We start from the raw sequence: 19,222 nt of genomic DNA on the forward strand, positions 1-19,222 counted from the left end.
AAAGCATACAACTTCCCTTTTTCTTTATGCGATTGATAGGATGTGTTGCTCTTCTCCAACATGATTTTTAATGTTACCGAGTGGTATATAACACAAAATATTAAATTATAAGTGCATGTACTTTTATAGTGTTGAATAAAATTGATTTCTTTATTTTTTGTATTGCAAAAAGTAATACACTCTCTTAAAATGTTTTTTTATATTGTATGGGATATTATTAAATTTTTTCAAAATAATAATTTCAAACCAATAAAATTGATTTTAAAAGGAGCAAGATCGAGTTATTATGGACAAACAAATTGGATTCATCGGGTGTGGAAACATGGGTATGGCTATGATTGGCGGGATGATAAACAAAAATATAGTGTCTTCAGATAAACTAATTTGTTCAGATTTAAACGTCATTAATCTAAAAAATGCTAGTGAAAAATATGATATAACTACAACTACTGACAACAATGAAGTAGCTAAAAATGCTGATATTTTAATTTTATCAATCAAGCCAGACTTATACTCATCAGTAATTAACGAAATAAAAGAGCAGATAAAAAACAATGTAATAGTCGTAACTATTGCTGCGGGAAAAAGCATTAAGAGTACTGAGGATGCTTTCGGTAAAAAGTTAAAGGTTGTAAGAGTAATGCCTAATACACCTGCTCTTGTTGGAGAAGGAATGTCTGCGTTATGTTCTAGTGAAATGGTTACAGAAAAAGATTTAGAAGATATACTAAATATATTTAATAGTTTTGGTCAAACAGAAATTGTAAATGAAAAATTAATGGATGTTGTAACATCTGTAAGCGGCTCTTCTCCAGCATATGTATATATGTTTATAGAAGCCATGGCAGATGCTGCTGTACTAGATGGTATGCCAAGAAATCAAGCATATAAATTCGCAGCCCAAGCTGTATTAGGTTCTGCAAAAATGGTACTGGAAACAGGAATACATCCAGGCGAATTGAAAGATATGGTTTGTTCTCCAGGTGGAACGACAATAGAGGCTATAGCAACATTAGAGGAAAAAGGATTAAGAACAGCCATCATCTCAGCTATGAAACGTTGTACTCAAAAGTCAGTTGAATTATCCAGTCTAACTAAAGATTAAAACAAAGTTTAAAGGAGACCGATAAAGATGTTGTTAGCTAAGTACACATATCTAAGAACAGTTCTAAACCATATTCACATTTAATTTACATGATGTCTCATTACCAATAGCAACCCAAACGGACAATTTCATACCTACTTGATTTTGTCCGTTCTACCTTTTAATTATTCCAAAATAATTTTATGCATTTCTATTTTCATGCCTCTTTTGAGCTTCTAGTCTTACACCCTCCCTATTTTCTGTAGCACATCCTGTATAATTACCTTCACAAAAAATAAATTCATGTTTAACATTGTAAATTGCAAAAAAGGTTCTGTTGCAAAGATTCTCAAACGTCGTTAAACTTTAGAAAAAAAGTTATGAGGAGAATACTACGTAGGGTATTTTAATGGAAAACAATTCAAATAGGATATTATTTTTGTTATTCTTGGTTTGATAACCGAAAATTAAAACTCTACAAACAAGAAAGGTTGGCAATTTACCAACCTTTCTTGTTTACTATCAATCAATTTAAAAAAAGAAAAATTTTGGTTTAGGGGTAATCTAAAATATTAGCTTGATGGTGCTGGGGTACACCAATGTACTAACATAAAACCCACGCTAATACATTTTATAGAAGAGAAACCTTGATTTTCGTACGCTAATGGTTTTCTAAGCTATAAAAACGCACTAAACAGTTTGGGTCCCTTGGTATAAAAGGATTCCTGACGATATCCAACTTTTTATAATGAGATGTTATGTTACCCCCCTATGAATATGATATACAACCAAAATTACACAACATATCTCTTTTCCTGAATGTTACAATTAGGAAAAAGGGGGAAACTCAATGAATTTTCTCATACAAGGTTTTGATGCTATATTCAATATACTATATGCGTTTTTTTCAAAAGGAATTTGGATAGTCCTGTTCTTCTTTTTCTTGAATAAGTTGTACGAGAACCAAAGATTGGTGGCAATATCACGTGTGATTACTCCCGTTCTTCTCGGACTTTATCTCTTATACATTATTCTAAGACCACTATACCACTCTCTCTAATAGGATAGGTTTGCAATATATTTATGAAACTTATAAGCTTCTAGATATATTGACTTCCGATAATGCAAAGTATTAGAAAGGAGTTCTAAATATTGAATATTCCTTTTTTAGGTCTAATTCTACAAATAATCTTTTTTCTATCAATGACGCTTTTCAGTTTTGTAAGAGTGTATTTTTTGGATAATTATTCTGTCTATCCAGTAGCTCTAGTTGATTTATTTATAGGATTAACAAGTTTTATCTGTGGTTTATACGGAGTAATAAAGAAAATAAAATCATTTCTCTCTTTATTCGTTATAATCTCAGGTCTATTCATTTGTTTCTTTTTTATTTTTGTTTATCTTTTACCTGAAGCGGGCACCCCTCCCGCTATTCCTTGGTTGTATTCTAAATAAAAGAAATCCTTTTAACTTCTAATAACGATAATTATGTAAAAAGTAAAGCCGTCCTGATAGACGGTTTTTTTGTATTTTTTGCTTAGCGTGGGTTTTTTCCGAAATCCTGGCGGTACCCCATGCCCATCAACTTAAGAATTTTTACTATCCCCATGTATAAAAAACGTTATTTTTTTCTAAACCAATTATATTTAGTTTTATAAAACTAAATTATTATAACATGTAAAAAAATCCCTTCAAAAGTTAAAATGTACCCTATAGGATAGACACTAAAAAAGTCTCCCTATTGTTTTTTTTGTATATAATTAAGAAAAATATAAAGACTGGGGAAAATTATGAGTAAAAAGGTTTTTACAGAGAAAGAAATTAAGCGATTATCATCTAATCAATATGTTAAATCTGTCAGCCCAAAAAGTATCACATATACGGATAAATTTAAGCGTATATTTATTGGCGAAAAAGAGAAAGGCAAGCTTCCAAGACAAATCTTTGAAGAATGTGGGTTTGATGTAGAAATCTTGGGAATGGATAGAATCAAGGCAGCGAGTAAAAGATGGCGAAAAGCTTACAATGAAAATGGGATTAGTGGCCTACGTGACACTAGATCTGGAAATTTAAAACGTTCTAGAGAAAGAGAAATGACTCTGGAGGAGAAGAACGCTCGCTTAGAAGCTCAAATTAACTTACTAAAGGCAGAAAACGAACTGTTAAAAAAGATTCGTTTGATAGAAAGGGGCTAAAAAAGTAGTCCTCCCTTCTAGCCAAAAATATATCCTGATTCGCTCGGTGATAGAAATATATCAACTCAAACATATGGTGAAATACCTATGTGGAGTAGCTGGTGTCTCAAGAAGCGGTTATTATAACTATTTCTCTGTGAAATCACAGGAACAAAGACGTAAAAAAGATAAGAAGGATGAAGGAGTAAAAGAGCTCATCCTAAAAGCCTTCCATTTCAAGGGTCGCAAGAAAGGGGCTCGTCAAATCAAAATGACTTTGGCGGGTCAATTTCAGGTTGTCTACAATTTGAAGCGTATACGACGAATTGTGAAAGCTACAAAAGAACATCGAGTTGTGCCAAACATATTGAATCGTCAATTTAAGCAAGAAATCCCTGGTAAAGTTCTTCTAACAGATATCACATATTTATTTTATGGAAAAGGTCAGAAAGCCTACTTGTCGGTCATTAAAGATGGTTCGACTAGTGAAATTTTAGCCCATCATATATCAGAACGTATGACAGTAGAATTAGCTACAGATACCCTTCTAAAGTTAAAAAGGAACAACAACTTCCAGAAAGCAAAAGATTCCTTGATTCACTCAGATCAAGGAATTCAGTATACGCACCCTAACTTTCAAAAAGCAGTTAAGAAACTAGGGTTACAACAATCCATGTCAAGAAGAGGAAACTGTTGGGATAACGCTCCCCAAGAATCTTTCTTTGGCAATCTTAAAGATGAAGCCTCTATTAAAGCATGTACAACTTTAGATGAATTAAAAAATGAAATTAAACAATATATGATTTACTACAATCACTACAGATACCAATGGAATTTAAAAAAGATAACCCCTGTGCAATACAGAGAGCATCTTCTTCGAGCTGCCTAGGCTTTTTTTAATGTCCTTTACAAAGAGTACAATTTAAGTACTGAAGGGATTTTTCATTCTTATAATCAATGTTATCAGATATTAGAGGTTATTACTTCTTACTGGCTTCGAAGTATGGCTCCAACCAAGGTTCATATTCTATAACAATTTGGCGAAGTATCTCCGCTAAGTTTGCAATTTCCCATTGTGCCCCGCTTCCTATAATATGGCGAAATAGACGATCAGTATCGGTTCCATTTTCCACATCTGTTGCCTGTTTTTGTTGATACTTTTCATATTCCGTACCTTCGAATAAATTTGAAGGTACATTAGAAGAATAACAAGTTCGTATTGCTGTAAAAGCGACCTTTCATGCATTTGGTGTTGATGCTATAAGTGTTACTTTTAATTCTTATTCTTGTTCCATTGTTTGTGAAGTCATTAAACATTCTCCTAAGTTTTAAGTATTAAGTATTAAAATTTTTCTTTATCCGCATTTCTTTTTTCGTATACATGAAAGTAATACTCATAAGGATTTTTATCATCTTGAATTCCTTTTTCAATAAGTATCTCTTGCCATAAGGAAAGATCAATATTTGGAAAGAAACGATCCCCTTCAAAAGGAGCATGGATCTTGGTCATATATAGTTTATGAGTGTAGGGAAGAAATTGTTGATAGATTTCCTCTCCTCCAAGGATAAATACTTCTTGCCCTTCGCATTTAGAGAGAGCATCTTCAATTGAATAAGCTATATGGCAGCCTTCAGCTATATAATTTTGATTTGTTGTTAGGACAATATTTTTACGTCCCTCTAAAGGTTTTCCTATCGATTCATAATTCTTTCTTCCTAGAATAATAGAATGTCCCATAGTAACTCGTCTTAAGTATGCCCAGTCATTCGGAAGTCTCCATGGAAGATCATTGTCTTTACCAATTACATTATTTTCTCCTACTGCAACCATTGTGGATATTATCATATTTTTATCTCCTTATCAAGGAAATACGGACTGTATTTATAATAAAAATTATTTAATGAAGATATTTATATTATAAAATTTTAGAAGACCGGAAGGAAGAATATTATTGTAACAATAAGGTTCAGTCTAATACACTTTTTCATGGAATAAATTAGAAAGGATGGCGTGTTTTTATGAATCTTTCGATTGAAGATGAATTACAATTATTTGCTGAAGAACTGCATCAACATTTTAGTCTCTCATCTTTAGAAGACCTTGCTAGAAAATTAGGTTTTGTACAACGAAAACGTAAGTTTTCAGCACATGACTTAGCTGTTCTCTGTGTCTGGATGAGTTAACGAGTAGCGAGTGATTCTTTAGTTCGACTGTGTAGTGTCAACTTCATGCTGTTACGGGAGCTCTTGTGAGTCCAGAAGGACTAAATAAGCGTTTCAATAAAAAAGCTGTTTGCTTTTTAAAAGATATTTTCTCTGCACTATTACAAAATAAAATCATTGAGAAAACAAAAGAAATCTGCATAATTTTCAAAAATGGTACCTATTTAGGTTTATTTGGCATGCACAATTTTTAAGAATATACTTATACATTGAGGACACTTTAGTTTTAATGAAAGAAAGTTCATTTTGTTTTCATTCTTAAGTTGATGGACATGTATGGTGACCCCAAATAGAAAAAGCGTGTTTTGAAAAAAGATTGATCAAAACACGCTCTTAATATTTTTAAATGTTTGATTATTTTCGCGCCCTTTATTCCAGTAAAGCATTTGTTAATATAAGAGAATATTTTTTATGGTTAACTTTTTGAGTATTAAACAGTGCGATTCTGGATTGATAACCTTTGAATCTTACATATTTGTCAAAGAAATAATCATTTTGACTCCTAATTTAATGCTCCATCATCTCGTGGGCAATATCATGTCCATCCATTTCTGATGGGTAGTAGGTAGGCCAGTGTATGACTTCATCCAATAAAGCTTCACGGTCGTCACCCCAATACAGGTGGTAGTGACCAGCTTCATTCGGATAGATACTATGATCACTAAATTGAATATACTGAGGAACTCCTTCAGCTTTTTCTGCTAGTTTAAATATGTATCTTACACCTCTATTTCCCGCATCATATGTCAGAATTTCGTACCCATCATAGATATACTTACTAGAATATTCTTCTCCATTTTTGAAGAATGTTACAGTATCCCCTTGAACCACGATACGGTTAACATCTGTTTGATACCCTTCATTATAATACTCCTTATATTCTTTAGCTGTCATGTTACCTGTATGTTCCGCTTTATAAGCAAATACCTCATCAAGCGTTCCATCTTGTAAATATGGATATACAGATTGCCAGTCTCCTTCCCAATCGGAGAGTGATCGATTCTTCACTTGGCTGTCTTCAAAATAACCTTCATAAATTTTTTCTGTTTCTTCATCATGTGCATGACTATGGCTGTGCTCATGGCCGTGATCGTGTTCACTTTCATGTGTGTGACTTTCGGATGTTTGCTCTTGCGTTTCAGAAGAGCCTTCTGCAACTGCTGAGGATGGTGATGTTTCATTAGACTCGCCTTCGGATGAACCTGAAGCCTGACAGCCTACCAATACTAGTAGTGAACTAATAGTTAATATGCCTACCCTCTTTGCAAATGAAATCCTCATTATAACACCCCTTCCTTAAATCGTAATCATTACGATTAAAATTATACATATATTTTGTGTAAACATCAAAGGAAAAATACTCCAATATCGATGAATGGATGATCCTATCCAGAAATCTTCGTAGACTATTACAAGTGGCTCTGGTGCAAAAACTTCAGGACAATTGCAATGAATCTATAAATCTTGGACATACTGATACTATTACTCTATAAAGGTGTGTGATCAGTATGAAAAAACAAAATTTGTTCAAATGGAAGCATTATCGGTCCGACATTATTTTGTTAACGGTTCGTTTGATGGAAATGATGTAGGAATGCGGCCTATCCATGGCTCACACAACTATGATGCGTTGAGTTCATCAGTATGGCCCTGAATTGGACAAACGGATCCAATGTCACCTTAAACAAATGACTCTTGGAGAGCCGATGAAACATATATCAAAGTAAAAGGTCAATGGGTGTACCTGTATCATGCTGTTGATTCGAAAGGAAATACAATCGATTTTTTCTAAGCAAAACAAAAAATCAGAAGGCTGCAAAGCGACTTTTCAAGAAAGCTTTGCGTTCTTTTCATATTTCAAAGCCTCGTGTTATAACAGTCGATAAAAATCCAGCTTATCCAATAGCAATTAAACAGTTGAAAAAAGGAAAAAGCATACCTAATAGTATGCAACTTAAACAACAAAAGTACTTGAATAACATAGTAGAACAAGATAATTGCTTTATAAAGAAGCGAATCCGTTCTATGCTAGGGCTCAAATTTTTTGATACAGCTACATCCATTCCTTTTGGAGTAGAAGCCATGCATATGATTAAAAAGAATAGATTGTTTTACGAGATTAGTCTGTCCAAAATCAGAAAGAATTCATCCACCAATTGTTTTGGCTTACAGCATAAGATACGATTCCGCTAGGAATATATGCGATTTGTTCTCGTTTCAGAACCGAATATAGCATACATATAATAAGGGAATGCAGTACAGATCAGTATACAAGCATTCCCTTACTATTATTATGTATTTTAGTTTATTTCATTTACAGCTTTTTCTATATTCAGAATACCATTTCCATATTCAAAAGAAATACCTATAGGTGTAGTAGTCTTTTTTAAGATATTTTCCACTTCTATGTTGGTAAGTTGTGGTTTTTTTTCTAATAATAAAGATATACTTCCTGTTACATAAGCAGCAGCCATTGAAGTACCACTTTTTATTGTATATTTTTGTTTTGGTGAGGTACTTAAAATTTTTTCTCCAGGAGCCATTATATCTATTTTGTTTCCTTGACTTGATGCAAACCATCTTTGTTTTTGTTTATTTACAGCTCCCACTGAAATAACATTTTTATATTTTGCTGGATAAGTAATAGTATCTTCATTAAAAAAACCTGTATTACCAGCTGATGCAACTAAAATAATATTTTTTTCATGTGCTTTATTTATAGCACTTTCTAAAGCATCTGATTTTTGATATCCTCCGAAACTCATTGAAATAATCCTTATGTTATTTTTTATAGACCATTCAATTGCTTGAATGATGTTGCTATATTTTCCATTTTCTTTTTTGTCAAGAACTTTCAAAGAATAAATTTTTGAAGATGGTGCGATACCCACAACGCCAATTGAATTATCTTTTGCACCTATAATTCCTGATATATGTGTTCCATGATCACTTTCATCAGCATAGCCATTTGTACCTTCTATAAATGTAATACTCCTTCTGATATTTATGTCTGCATGATTCATATCGACACCTGTATCTAATATGGCAATAGATATATTTTTCCCCGTTAAACCGGTATTATTTTTAATTGACAGAATATTAAGTGAATCGATTCCCCAATCATTTTTTTGCTCTAAAGCTTTAACATTTTGATTTATTTCTATACTTTTTATTTTGGGATTTTGTATTAATTCTTTAATCTTACTTTTTGAAATTTGTACGTTTGCTATATTTTCAAAATATGCTTCTTTCATTATTCCTGTGTACTCTTCTATAAGTTTAGGATCTACTTTTTCTTTGAATGTTATCAAATAATTTGTTTCATCTTCTTTATTGGATGCTAAACTTTGTACTGGAGAAAATGTTATACAGATAAGTATAAGCGATATATATATGTTTTTTTCATACATTTAAACCTCTAAAGTGTTTTTTATTTTTTACATATTTGTCTAATATTAAATCTATTAATACCATAATAATGGATATAATTAATGAACCTATCATTGTTAGATGTAAGTCTTTGATAAATTTTTCAGTAATTAAATAGAAAGTAATTGTGTATATAAATATTGATCCTATGATATTTATAACTTGAGGTAATTTAAAATACTTAGAAAAACCAGTAAAGAAACCTTTAAAGAATATTTCGAATATAAAAGTTATTCCTATCGATAATATAGATAGTAAAAGAATGTCATACAAATTTTTTGATTTTAATAAGTGAGGAAAAAGATTTTCTATTCCTAGACAAATAATAAATAGTATTATAGATGGAATAATCGTAAGTAAAATTATTACAAACGCACCGACAAAAGCTGATAATATAGTTAAAAAGAAACTTTCTTCATTTTTTGTTTGTTTAGAGCTGTTTTTGTCGAGGATATAGTAAAAAAAACCTAATATAATGAATGATATTAATAACATTGCTAAGAAAATTTTCATAAAATCACCTATCCATTGTTTTATTTATACAAAAAAGATTCAGTGTATGCTGAATCTTTTTTGTATAATATATTATAAGCCAAAGAATAATACTATCCAATGTGCAATTATAGCGGCATCACCTGGAGGAATTCCTAAACTCACTAAAAATGATGCTAATGCCCATTCTTGAACATCTCCAGCTTTTTCAATCCAGTTAGCAATTTTATTAAGGTTGTTTGATAGAATCTTAGAAGCTTTAGGTGAAATTTTGTTACCTAATTTTGATACTAACCATCCTGCTTTTCTAATAGCTTGCGCGGCTAATTTTGTTTTCCATCCTTGTGCTGAAACATCTCCTTCAGTAGCTGTTTGTGTTATTGGTGCTGGAGCTTTTTTTTGGGTGTTAAAATTAGATGTGTTTTCTGCTGCAAAAGATGCTGTAGGTAAAGTTGTAGCTAATACTGAAAAAGCTAATGCCCCACCTAGAACTTTAGTTTTAATTGACACTTTAAAATTCCTCCCCTATGTTGTGATACGTAACAGAATTAAAATAAAAATCTTGTACAAGTTTTAATCCCATTACCGTTTACATACAAATATTATCATGAAAGCATTTTTTGGATATTGAATAAAAATTATATATTTCACATAAATATAACATTTATAAAAATATATTTCTTTTTATATTCTTTAAACCTTATAAATAATCATATATATATGATTATTTACTTGTTAATTCAATAAAACATTCTGTATTTTATTGATTAAATACAGAATGTTTTAAATTTTTTTGATCATAACACAGGAATGTCTAGTATATTATCTTTTTCTTCTATATTAATTCTAATATAGTTAAGTGTGACTTGTGGTGTACTATGATTTAAAATTTCTTGCAACATGGCTACATCTTTGGTTTGTTTATAGAACGAATAGCCGAAGGTTTTTCGCATGGTGTGAGTACCAATGGATTCTATACTGGCAAAGTCTCCGGCTTTTTGCAATTGTCAATAGGCCTGGATCTTACTAATTGGTTGATCTCCTTTCCGAGATGGGAATAACTAGATACTTTGAACGGCTTGAGCGTATTCATATACTTCGTCAAAAATAGAAGTTAACCATCCGTTCTTTCTTCGTTTTTCCTTTTTTTAGTTTGAACTCTTTTCTTTTTTTACGTTTCAATTCCAAAACACTTTTACTTTCTAATTGGAGTAGATCACCTATTCGTAGACCTGTATTGATTCCAATAATGAATAAAAAACAGTGGCGTTTTAAAGCCCATTTCATGTCTCCGATCTGTTCTTTACTTCGGATAGGTTGGACATCAATGAGATATGTTTTTTTGTTCATGGTTTTTTCTATCTCTTTATTTATAGCGTTTTGAATATATACTTTTGGTATGTATTTTGAGGATAGCAGGGAAATTGGGATAAGGTCAATGTTTGTGGGAATATGAATGTAAACTGATATTTAAAAGTAATAAGAGAAAAACGAAGGAAGTATGTTGCAATGAATAAAGGAGATGCTATTTTACGATTACTTATGGAAATGAAATTTGAAATAAAAGAATTACAAGAACAAATTGAACGAATGCAAAAATCTCTGGAAAACATAGAGAAACAAAGCCTACCTAAAAAAAGTGAAACCTCTTCGACTGTTTTGAAAGGGAATCGTGATTGGAAATATCCCTCTAAAATGAAATGATGCTTCAGGAATCGAAAAGGGACGTCTCAGTATTCATTAGCGAGGATAGGAATCTCATATTGGTCTAGTACCAGCGTTCTTATAACCAGGGGCAAAGTAAGCCATATATTCATGTATTGATAAATTCAAAGGTTATAGAATTTATTATTATTAGCACTTCCTGTAACATAAACGTTCGATTTTGTTATAAAATAAAATCCTTTGCCCAATTTACACTTTTTCTTTTTCAGTATTCTTTTTAGCTTCCATTTGAACAAACTTTCCTTTTCCGTACTGATCGTGCACCTTTTTTAGAATCATACTATCAGTATGTCAAAGTTTAGGAGAATACTTGCAAGATTCCTGGGATTTTTGCACCAAAACCCATTTTTCTAGCATTTAACCTTTGAAAAAATCTGTCTTTTTTGGTTAGATTTTGTAGTATTGATTGTAAATTAAATATACATTTCTATTAGAATTTGTTCGACAGCACTTCAAATGATTATTGTTTTACTTACATTTATATAGATAAAGGTTCACTTGAAGTGCCTGATATCAACACTTTTACAAGTACGGCATTGGAATCGCAACAGAAGAGTCTATTTAAAATATTTGTTCATATTTTTAGATAGTATTTTCCATTTGATAATTATGAGACTATAATTTAGCGACTATTTTTTCTATGTTATTTGTATTAAGAGTGAAAACTATCGGACAAAAGGACAGTCTATATTAAAGTTTTCCAAAAGTATAACTAGTTTATAATTTGAATATTTTTATGCATGTTATTTATTGGTAAAAAAAGGGATACCATAAATTTTCACCTTAATAAAACGAGAGTTACCAGAGCAGTCAAGTGCTTTTTTAAGAAACCTTGGCTGCTTTTCATGGTTCAAAACTTCTAAGGAGGGGAAAGTATGAGTGAATTACATTTTATGAATCTAGAAGAACTGAATAATGAATTGAACAAATCCGATAGTGGTGTTTATTTAATTACAGACTATAACGACAACATTGTTTATGTAGGCAAGGCTTTTAGTATAAAGAGTAGAGTTTCAGCTCATTTTAACAGTTATTCCAACACTCAGGAGTATGCACATTTATTTAATAAAGTAGCGTACCTCATTGAAGATAGTTTATTAAAACGTTCTTTATTACAGATTACTTATATGATTAAATATAAAACAGTATTAAACAAAGAAGTTCAAAAGGAGTTCCCAGAATTATATACTCAATACATTAAACAGACAAATAAAAAATCCATGTTATTAGAAATTGATGAAGCTAAAGAAAAAGGGAAAATAGAAAATGTAGCAAGAGATATAGAAAAAAAGAAACGACAAGAAGTTAAACTACAAAAAATTGAAACAGAAAAACAACATCAGTCTGCATTGGAATTAAAAGAACTTCAAAAGAAAAGGACAAGAGAAAGAGATAAGTTAAAGAATGACTTAGTAAAATTAGTTGGTGGAAAAACTATGTTTTATGAAATAATTTCTTTGTTAGACAATGGGTATAACCATCATGTCCTCGCTAAAGTATTGAGCATAGAACTTCAAACATTAATTACAATTAAAGAACACCGAAACGATTTCCGTACACCACGTAATCATAAGAGGATGATAAAGCATCAAGATATAATGCATGCTTTATCTGGTAAAAAAAATTTAAGAAATCTAAGGTTAAACCATTGACTTTAAAGTAGCAAATCCGCTTTTTTTGACAAGTTTCTTCTATTATATATATTGTTCTTCTTAAGAGACAGATTTTGAGTTCCTCTGTTAAACGTAAAAAACCTTCTTGGTTCTGGTGCAAATATTTAAGAAAGATATGTAAAAAGGCAAAACGTTTTCTAATGAAGTTTGACTTTAAGCAACTATTCCAAATAGTTTCTGGATAAACTTTACTTGATTTTTGACGGACTTATCCCTCAAAATAAGTTGTCCTTTTTTAATCATGTGCATCGTTTCTATCCTAGAAATAATGGATGTAGTTGTAAGCAAAAAATTTCATGTTGTTGTACATAGGTTGAATTTAAGTAGGCATAATTCTGTCTCTATGCAAGAAAGTCTAAACGGAATTTTTAAAGTATTAAGTTCTTATTTTCCCCCTAATGTGAATTTAAAACAGAGGCACGATGTTTTAAATAAAGTTAAGGTGTCTATGATGCTTTATTTTTTTGAGTGAAGGATTCTAAAGTGACTGCGTACAAAATTTTTTTAAATGAACTTTAACACAGTAAGGTACAATACTAATCTGTCTCTTTCGTAAAGGGCATTTCGAAAAAAATTATGTAACATAAAGAAGCTGACTTCTGTATTCAACAGAAGTCAGCTTCTTTAAATTTCACTGATATCTATGTTACCCAACTATCGATATGATTATTAATAGAATTTCCTGTGGTTATTATCTCGCGATTTTATCATGTGCTTTTGAAATCGTTTCCTCATTTAAATTACTGTGTTTTATCGAATAAATGAAATATATTACTGCCCCAATAGTAATCCAAATACTAAAGTACAACCATGTTCTTAACGGTAAATTTAGCATTAAGAACACACAACATACAATTGAAATGCTTGGTAATACAGGTACTAACGGTACCATAAATCCACGTTTTAAATTTGGGTGTGATTTACGGAGGATAATAACTGATACACAAACTAGCGCAAATGTTACTAAACTACCAATATTAACTAAATTAACTAATTCTTTCAAATCAATAAATCCAGCTATCACAGAGCTTCCTATTCCCGCCAATCCGATTATAAAGGTGGGTGCTCCAGTCTTCTTATTAACCTTCGCAAGTGATTTTGGTAACAGTCCATCACGACTCATTGCAAAGAATACTCGTGTTGCTGCATACATATTCGAAAAAATAACAGCCATAAGGCCAATTACAGCACCTGCAGCAATTACACCAGCGACTTTTCCTTGCCCTACAACTTCCATTACATAAGCCATTGCCTCAGGCACATTTAATTCTTTATAGGAAACCATCCCTGTCATAACAAGGCATACTATAACATAAATAAGTGTACATATGATTAACGATACAATAATACCGATGGGAAGATTACGGTGTGGATCTTTTACTTCTTCTGCTGAAGTTGCTAATATATCAAAGCCCGTAAAAGCGAATAATATGGCTGCTCCACCAGCAAAAACTCCACTTAAACCGTATGGTGCAAACGGTACCCAGTTCTCTGGCTTTACATAGAATATACCAACTAAAATAAATAATACAACCATTCCAATTTTAATCAATACCATTGTATTATTGATACGTTTACTTTCCTCCGTACCACGCGATAACATCCATGTTAATATCAATATAATGATTACCGCTGGTAGATTCACAATACCACCTTGCGATGGAATCGTTAATAGGGATTTGGGTATCTCTAATCCAAAGCCCTTTATTAAATTGTGGAAATACCCTGTCCATCCACCAGCGACAGCCGCTGTTGCCAAGATATATATTGAGAGTAACGTCCAACCTACTAAATGAGCCACAAACTCACCAATTGTTGCATAGGAGTACGTATATACACTACCTGACGTCGGGAGTGTAGAAGCAATTTCTGCGTAACATAATGCTATAAATGTACAAACAATCGCTGCAAGTGCAAATGAAAAAATAACTGCTGGACCAGCATCTTTTGCTGCTACTAATCCAGTTAACACAAGAATTCCCGTTCCAATTATCGAGCCTATCCCTAACATTATTAAATCAAATGCTCCTAATGTTTTTGTTAGGGTCTTACCTTTATTATGTTCTAACAATTGTGTAACAGATTTTTTTTTAAACAACTTGTTCATATTCTCATTATCCCCTTTAAAAAATAAGGTATGTTCTTCTAACTCTTTTGGTATATATAAATTTACTTAGATATTAGCTAGCCCAAAACTTTACATTATATGGATTAAAAATATTCGGTAAATTTATCGATACTTTTTTCAGAACCTTTATAGGAATAGATTCTATTTTTTTCTCCTTCATCCAATGTTCAACTAAAATCAGCTACAATTTATTTATAAATAGATTGTAGATATTTTGAGTGACTCCCAAAACAAAGAATAACAGATTTTTTCATTTTAAAGAGATGCTTAGTTTTATTAGCTTGATAGGGATATGGTGATATCTCATACATAATAAATTATTTATTTAATCGAATTTCACCAGAACTAAGGGTATTTTTCTTCCGTAATATGCTAAAAATATAACCGCATACACCGCCTATAATAGCTGGAAGTACCCAACCTAAACCTACACTATACAAAGGGAGAAAATGGGCGGAAAACTTATGAATTATTTCGATTTTTATTCCAGCAGCATTTAAGCCATCAAATGAACTAATAATAAATGTTAATATCAAACTCCCTTGATATACTTCAAATCTACCATTAAATACAGAGTGTAAAAATGTTAAGAATATTAAGGTAATAGCAATTGGATACATAGTCATTAATACAGGGATTGAAATCGTAATTAATTGTGTTAATCCTATATTTGCAACTAGTGTACTGAAAACAGACAAAATAATGGCAAATTTTTTGTAAGAGATCTTTGGAAATAATTCATGAAAAAAAGAAGAACAAGCAGTGATAAGTCCTACGCTTGTGGTCAAACATGCTACTGTAATCATTAAACCTAATAAAATTGCACCGTAAGAACCAAAATAATAGTCCGAAACTTTTGCTAAAACTTCAGCCCCATTATCTAAACGACCTAGTTTTTCAACACTAGAAGCCCCCATATAGGAAAGGGCAGTATAGATAAGAGCTAAGAGTGTAGCAGCAATAGCCATTGCTTTTGCACAAACAATCATAAGCTGTTTTTTAGTGGTAGCCCCTTTTTCTCTAATTGCATTCACAATAATAATCCCGAAAACAAAAGCTACAAGAGCATCCAGAGTTAAATAACCTTCTTGAAAACCTTTAAAAAATGCATGTGATGTATACCCTTCAAAAGGTGCTTGAATTCTTCCAATCGGATGAACAAGAGCTACAACTACGAGCAATCCGATAAATGTCAATTTAATAGGAGTCAAAAATTTTCCAACTACATCAATAATTTTTGTAGGATTAAGTGATAACAAGCATGCAATTGTGAAAAATAAGATTGTAAATATGATTAATGTAACAGGACTTGCATCATTTGATAAAAAAGGTTTAATTCCAATTTCAAACGATACATTACCAGATCTAGGGATAGCGTAAAAAGGACCAATTGCTAGATAGAGAACAGTCGTAAATACAATACCAAACAACGGATGTACACGACTAGCTAAAGATTGTAAATCATTTTTACCTGAAAAAACAAATGCTGTTATTGCTAGCAATGGTAAACCAACTCCGGTAACTAAGAAACCTGCATTGGCTATCCATACATTCTTTCCAGCCATTTGACCAAGCATAGGTGGAAAAATTAAATTTCCTGCTCCAAAAAACAATGCAAATAGCATTAATCCTATAATTATGATAAAGGAAGAAGGAACCTTTTTTGACATAATAAATCCTCCGATTACAAATTTTTATACACTCTTTATTTGCTTATGTAAATTATATACTAATTTAGGTTATTCCAGCTTAGAGTACAGTAGCGGAAGGCCATGTTACGGTCCTCCTCCCCTATAAGATAATAGCAACAGGCTTTTAACTTTAAAAATGGCTTAAATTAATGGATGTGACGTTACCCCTAAACGAAGCTTCTTATTTATTAGTTAAACTGGATAATTCAACAGATTTTTGAGTACAACGTTTCATAGCTGAAATGATAGCTGTTCTTAAACCTTTTTCCTCTAGTGTTGCTACAGCTTCTATTGTCGTTCCACCTGGAGAACAAACCATATCTTTAAGTGTGCCTGGATGTATTCCTGTTTCCAGTACCATTTTTGCAGAACCTAATACAGCTTGAGCTGCAAATTTATATGCTTGAGCTCTTGGCATACCATCTAGTACAGCAGCATCTGCCATGGCTTCTATAAACATATATACATATGCTGGAGAAGAACCACTTACAGATGTTACAACATCCATTAATTTTTCATTTACTATCTCCGTTTGACCAAAACTATTAAATATATTTAGTATATTTTCTAGATCTTTTTCTGTAACCATTTCATTAAAACATAACGCAGACATTCCTTCTCCAACAAGAGCAGGTGTATTAGGCATTACTCTAACAACCTTTAACTTTCTGCCAAAGGCATTCTCAGTACTCTTAATACTTTTTCCTGCAGCAATAGTTACGACTATTACATCGTGTTTTATCTGCTCTTTTATTTGGTTAATTACTGATGAGTATAGGTCTGGTTTGATTGATAAAATTAAAATATCAGCACTTTTAGCTACTTCATTGTTGTCAGTAGTTGTAGCTATGTCATATTTTTCACTAGCACTTTTTAAATTAATGACATTTAAATCTGAACAAATTATTTTATCCGAAGGAACTATATTTTTGCTAATCATCCCACCTATCATAGCGATACCCATGTTTCCGCATCCGATGAATCCTATTTGTTTGTTCATAATAACTCGCTTTTGCTCCTTTTATCATAAATTTTATCGGTTTGAAATTATTATTCTGAAAAAAATTGTTGATATCCCGTACAGTAGAAATAAACATTGTAAACTATATCGAGACTAGTATCTTATTTCTTGTTCAACCCACCCATTAGGGTTCTGGTACAAAAATAACACGAAAGAGAATAAAACGCATATATTCCTAACGGAATCATATCTTATGCTGTAAGCCCAAACAATTGGTGAATAAATTCTTTCTGATTTTGGACAGACTGATTTAATCTTACCCCATCACCATCAAGCCAATAACACAAACTCCCCCCTAAAATAAAAAATACGATATTCTTTCTGTAGAATTATAGGAAAGGATGGCGTTTTAGTATGTCTATTTTTGTATCTGATGAATTACAATTATTTGCTCGAGAGATTCAAAATCTTTTATCTTCAAATACCTTATGAGATTTCGTGAGAGATGTTAGCTTTTTGTAACGAACAAGTAAGTATCGGGCAAAAGGTGTATTGATTCACTCAGATCAAGAAGTTCACTATATGCCTCCTAATATCCAAAAAACAGTTAAGAAACTAGGGTTACAATAATCTATGTCAAGAAGAGGAAACTGTTGGGATAACTCTCTCAAAGAATCTTTCTTAGGCCCTCTGAAAGATGAAGTCTCTATGAAAGACTCTAGATGAATAAAAAAAGAAAATAAACAATATATGATTTACTACATATACCAATGGAATTTAAAAAGGTCACCCCTGTGCAATAAAGAGATCACCTTCTTAAAGTTGCCTAGGCTTTTGCATGTCCTTTACAAGGGTACATTTTAAGAAATAAAGGGGCTTTCCATTCACATAATCATTAAAAGGAGAAGTAAAGTGGTGATAATTTTTTCGGCATTAATACTCTTTAACTAATCACCATTTTAAATAAATCTTATATAATATTTTTTAATAATTATTTATTTTAAAATTATATTTATTCAATTAAAATTGTTATTTATATAATTCCCATTATTTGAAGTGGAAGTTTATAATTAAGTTTAAGAAAATACATTTAAGTTCCAAATAATTATCGTCATAGATAATATTAAACAGAGTGTTGCAGGAATAATCATTAAGATAGATTGATGTGCCCGAAAAATATGAGCATGAATGGCTCCGACCATGAGAACTACTAATAATATATTTGATCCCAGTGCTAAGTATTGATTCCAGATACCACCGATTATTCCTATTGCCCCAACAATTTCAACAAAACCGATTATAGACATGAACCATAATGGATATTGATAGTGTTGCCAATGTTCAACCTGAAAAGGTATACGGAAAAGTTTTATGAATCCCCCTACTAAAATAAAAATTGCTAAAACTACCTGAAGAACAATCATCATTCAAGTTCGCTCCTTTTAAGATTTTGTTCGTTTCCATTTTATTTACAAATAACTAGATATATATGTATTTTATAGATAATAGAAAGAGTAACATACATGTTTTAACGTTTTATACGCTAAGAACTAAGTAGAAGACCTTTTGCTATTCATCTATTAAAATAAGGGTTTGTTGATTTAAATCAAAGTTATAAACACGTCCTTTACATGTTTGCAAA

The 19,222-nt window shown here is 31.6% G+C and carries 15 protein-coding genes and 5 pseudogenes; 8 read left to right on the plus strand and 12 right to left on the minus strand.

The window, feature by feature from the left end:
• The first annotated feature begins 286 nt into the window (after nt 1–286).
• From proC (Y7E_RS0102770) to Y7E_RS31305, 3 genes are all read left to right on the plus strand, one after another.
• Entirely contained in the window at nt 287–1,105 is an 819-nt protein-coding gene (proC, locus tag Y7E_RS0102770) for a pyrroline-5-carboxylate reductase (protein ID WP_017149797.1), read from the plus strand.
• An 829-nt stretch (nt 1,106–1,934) separates the two neighbouring features.
• Nucleotides 1,935–2,144 carry a hypothetical protein gene (locus tag Y7E_RS34960; RefSeq protein ID WP_017149798.1) on the plus strand — a complete coding sequence of 70 codons (210 nt, stop codon included), beginning with the start codon at nt 1,935–1,937 and terminating at the stop codon, nt 2,142–2,144.
• 730 nt (nt 2,145–2,874) lie between these two features.
• Nucleotides 2,875–4,147, plus strand: a protein-coding gene (locus tag Y7E_RS31305; RefSeq protein WP_390881332.1) for an IS3 family transposase whose coding sequence is annotated in 2 segments (ribosomal slippage) — nt 2,875–3,278 and nt 3,277–4,147 — 1,275 coding nt in all. Because the reading frame shifts where the segments join, the coding sequence is not laid out codon by codon here.
• 91 nt (nt 4,148–4,238) lie between these two features.
• Here Y7E_RS31305 and Y7E_RS33115 read toward each other — a convergent pair.
• Entirely contained in the window at nt 4,239–4,391 is a 153-nt protein-coding gene (locus tag Y7E_RS33115; protein WP_017149802.1) for a hypothetical protein, read from the minus strand.
• Nucleotides 4,392–4,600: 209 nt separating this feature from the next.
• Nucleotides 4,601–5,104, minus strand: a complete 504-nt coding sequence (locus Y7E_RS0102800) for a dihydrofolate reductase (protein WP_017149803.1) — start codon at nt 5,102–5,104, stop codon at nt 4,601–4,603.
• 173 nt (nt 5,105–5,277) lie between these two features.
• On the opposite strand from Y7E_RS0102800, the pseudogene Y7E_RS29055 reads away from it, so the two are divergent.
• Nucleotides 5,278–5,603 (plus strand): annotated as a pseudogene (locus Y7E_RS29055) (IS4 family transposase); the annotation flags it as partial.
• A 385-nt stretch (nt 5,604–5,988) separates the two neighbouring features.
• On the opposite strand, the gene Y7E_RS0102810 reads toward Y7E_RS29055, so the two are convergent.
• The gene (locus Y7E_RS0102810) at nt 5,989–6,762 is read right to left on the minus strand and encodes a ZinT family metal-binding protein (RefSeq protein WP_017149804.1); all 774 of its coding nucleotides are present in this window, start codon (nt 6,760–6,762) and stop codon (nt 5,989–5,991) included.
• A 227-nt stretch (nt 6,763–6,989) separates the two neighbouring features.
• On the opposite strand from Y7E_RS0102810, the pseudogene Y7E_RS31310 reads away from it, so the two are divergent.
• Nucleotides 6,990–7,658, plus strand: a pseudogene (locus tag Y7E_RS31310) (IS6 family transposase).
• Between the two features lie 123 nt (nt 7,659–7,781).
• Here Y7E_RS31310 and Y7E_RS0102820 read toward each other — a convergent pair.
• The 4 genes and pseudogenes from Y7E_RS0102820 to Y7E_RS29065 form a co-directional block, all read right to left on the minus strand.
• Complete coding sequence (locus Y7E_RS0102820) at nt 7,782–8,891, minus strand: S8 family peptidase (RefSeq protein WP_017149805.1); 1,110 nt, start codon at nt 8,889–8,891, stop codon at nt 7,782–7,784.
• Nucleotides 8,884–9,423 carry a hypothetical protein gene (locus Y7E_RS0102825; RefSeq protein WP_017149806.1) on the minus strand — a complete coding sequence of 180 codons (540 nt, stop codon included), beginning with the start codon at nt 9,421–9,423 and terminating at the stop codon, nt 8,884–8,886. The genes Y7E_RS0102820 and Y7E_RS0102825 overlap by 8 nt, the downstream gene beginning before the upstream one ends.
• 72 nt (nt 9,424–9,495) lie before the next feature.
• Nucleotides 9,496–9,912 (minus strand): hypothetical protein, encoded by a 417-nt coding sequence (locus Y7E_RS0102830; RefSeq protein ID WP_017149807.1) that lies wholly within the window; start codon nt 9,910–9,912, stop codon nt 9,496–9,498.
• A gap of 287 nt (nt 9,913–10,199) precedes the next feature.
• Nucleotides 10,200–10,752: pseudogene (locus tag Y7E_RS29065) on the minus strand (tyrosine-type recombinase/integrase).
• Nucleotides 10,753–10,911: 159 nt separating this feature from the next.
• Here Y7E_RS29065 and Y7E_RS0102840 point away from each other — a divergent pair.
• The gene (locus Y7E_RS0102840; RefSeq protein WP_017149810.1) at nt 10,912–11,106 is read left to right on the plus strand and encodes a hypothetical protein; all 195 of its coding nucleotides are present in this window, start codon (nt 10,912–10,914) and stop codon (nt 11,104–11,106) included.
• A gap of 896 nt (nt 11,107–12,002) precedes the next feature.
• Nucleotides 12,003–12,779 carry a GIY-YIG nuclease family protein gene (locus Y7E_RS0102845; RefSeq protein WP_017149811.1) on the plus strand — a complete coding sequence of 259 codons (777 nt, stop codon included), beginning with the start codon at nt 12,003–12,005 and terminating at the stop codon, nt 12,777–12,779.
• Between the two features lie 174 nt (nt 12,780–12,953).
• Here the strand turns inward: Y7E_RS0102845 and Y7E_RS34155 are convergent.
• From Y7E_RS34155 to proC (Y7E_RS0102865), 4 genes and pseudogenes are all read right to left on the minus strand, one after another.
• A pseudogene (locus Y7E_RS34155) lies at nt 12,954–13,082 on the minus strand (IS6 family transposase); the annotation flags it as partial.
• A 409-nt stretch (nt 13,083–13,491) separates the two neighbouring features.
• The gene (locus Y7E_RS0102855; protein ID WP_017149812.1) at nt 13,492–14,907 is read right to left on the minus strand and encodes an amino acid permease; all 1,416 of its coding nucleotides are present in this window, start codon (nt 14,905–14,907) and stop codon (nt 13,492–13,494) included.
• Between the two features lie 338 nt (nt 14,908–15,245).
• The gene (gene brnQ5, locus Y7E_RS0102860) at nt 15,246–16,598 is read right to left on the minus strand and encodes a branched-chain amino acid transport system II carrier protein BrnQ5 (protein WP_017149813.1); all 1,353 of its coding nucleotides are present in this window, start codon (nt 16,596–16,598) and stop codon (nt 15,246–15,248) included.
• Between the two features lie 202 nt (nt 16,599–16,800).
• Nucleotides 16,801–17,619: a pyrroline-5-carboxylate reductase gene (gene proC, locus Y7E_RS0102865; RefSeq protein ID WP_017149814.1), complete on the minus strand. Its 819-nt coding sequence runs from the start codon at nt 17,617–17,619 to the stop codon at nt 16,801–16,803.
• 504 nt (nt 17,620–18,123) lie between these two features.
• Here proC (Y7E_RS0102865) and Y7E_RS34160 point away from each other — a divergent pair.
• Nucleotides 18,124–18,383: pseudogene (locus Y7E_RS34160) on the plus strand (IS3 family transposase); the annotation flags it as partial.
• A gap of 273 nt (nt 18,384–18,656) precedes the next feature.
• Here the strand turns inward: Y7E_RS34160 and Y7E_RS0102875 are convergent.
• Nucleotides 18,657–19,007: a DoxX family protein gene (locus Y7E_RS0102875; protein WP_017149816.1), complete on the minus strand. Its 351-nt coding sequence runs from the start codon at nt 19,005–19,007 to the stop codon at nt 18,657–18,659.
• Nucleotides 19,008–19,222 lie beyond the last annotated feature (215 nt).

The organism is Bacillus bingmayongensis, from assembly GCF_000299035.1.
GTDB classification, from domain to species: Bacteria; Bacillota; Bacilli; order Bacillales; family Bacillaceae_G; genus Bacillus_A; species Bacillus_A bingmayongensis.

Bases quoted from the DNA above. Each gene is read 5' to 3' on its own strand.
- proC (WP_017149797.1), top strand. From the start codon at position 287: ATGGACAAACAAATTGGATTCATCGGGTGTGGAAACATGGGTATGGCT.
- Y7E_RS34960 (WP_017149798.1), top strand. From the start codon at position 1,935: ATGAATTTTCTCATACAAGGTTTTGATGCTATATTCAATATACTATAT.
- Y7E_RS0102800 (WP_017149803.1), bottom strand. From the start codon at position 5,104: ATGATAATATCCACAATGGTTGCAGTAGGAGAAAATAATGTAATTGGT.
- Y7E_RS0102810 (WP_017149804.1), bottom strand. From the start codon at position 6,762: ATGAGGATTTCATTTGCAAAGAGGGTAGGCATATTAACTATTAGTTCA.
- Y7E_RS0102820 (WP_017149805.1), bottom strand. From the start codon at position 8,891: ATGTATGAAAAAAACATATATATATCGCTTATACTTATCTGTATAACA.
- Y7E_RS0102825 (WP_017149806.1), bottom strand. From the start codon at position 9,423: ATGAAAATTTTCTTAGCAATGTTATTAATATCATTCATTATATTAGGT.
- Y7E_RS0102840 (WP_017149810.1), top strand. From the start codon at position 10,912: ATGAATAAAGGAGATGCTATTTTACGATTACTTATGGAAATGAAATTT.
- Y7E_RS0102845 (WP_017149811.1), top strand. From the start codon at position 12,003: ATGAGTGAATTACATTTTATGAATCTAGAAGAACTGAATAATGAATTG.
- Y7E_RS0102855 (WP_017149812.1), bottom strand. From the start codon at position 14,907: ATGAACAAGTTGTTTAAAAAAAAATCTGTTACACAATTGTTAGAACAT.
- brnQ5 (WP_017149813.1), bottom strand. From the start codon at position 16,598: ATGTCAAAAAAGGTTCCTTCTTCCTTTATCATAATTATAGGATTAATG.
- proC (WP_017149814.1), bottom strand. From the start codon at position 17,619: ATGAACAAACAAATAGGATTCATCGGATGCGGAAACATGGGTATCGCT.
- Y7E_RS0102875 (WP_017149816.1), bottom strand. From the start codon at position 19,007: ATGATGATTGTTCTTCAGGTAGTTTTAGCAATTTTTATTTTAGTAGGG.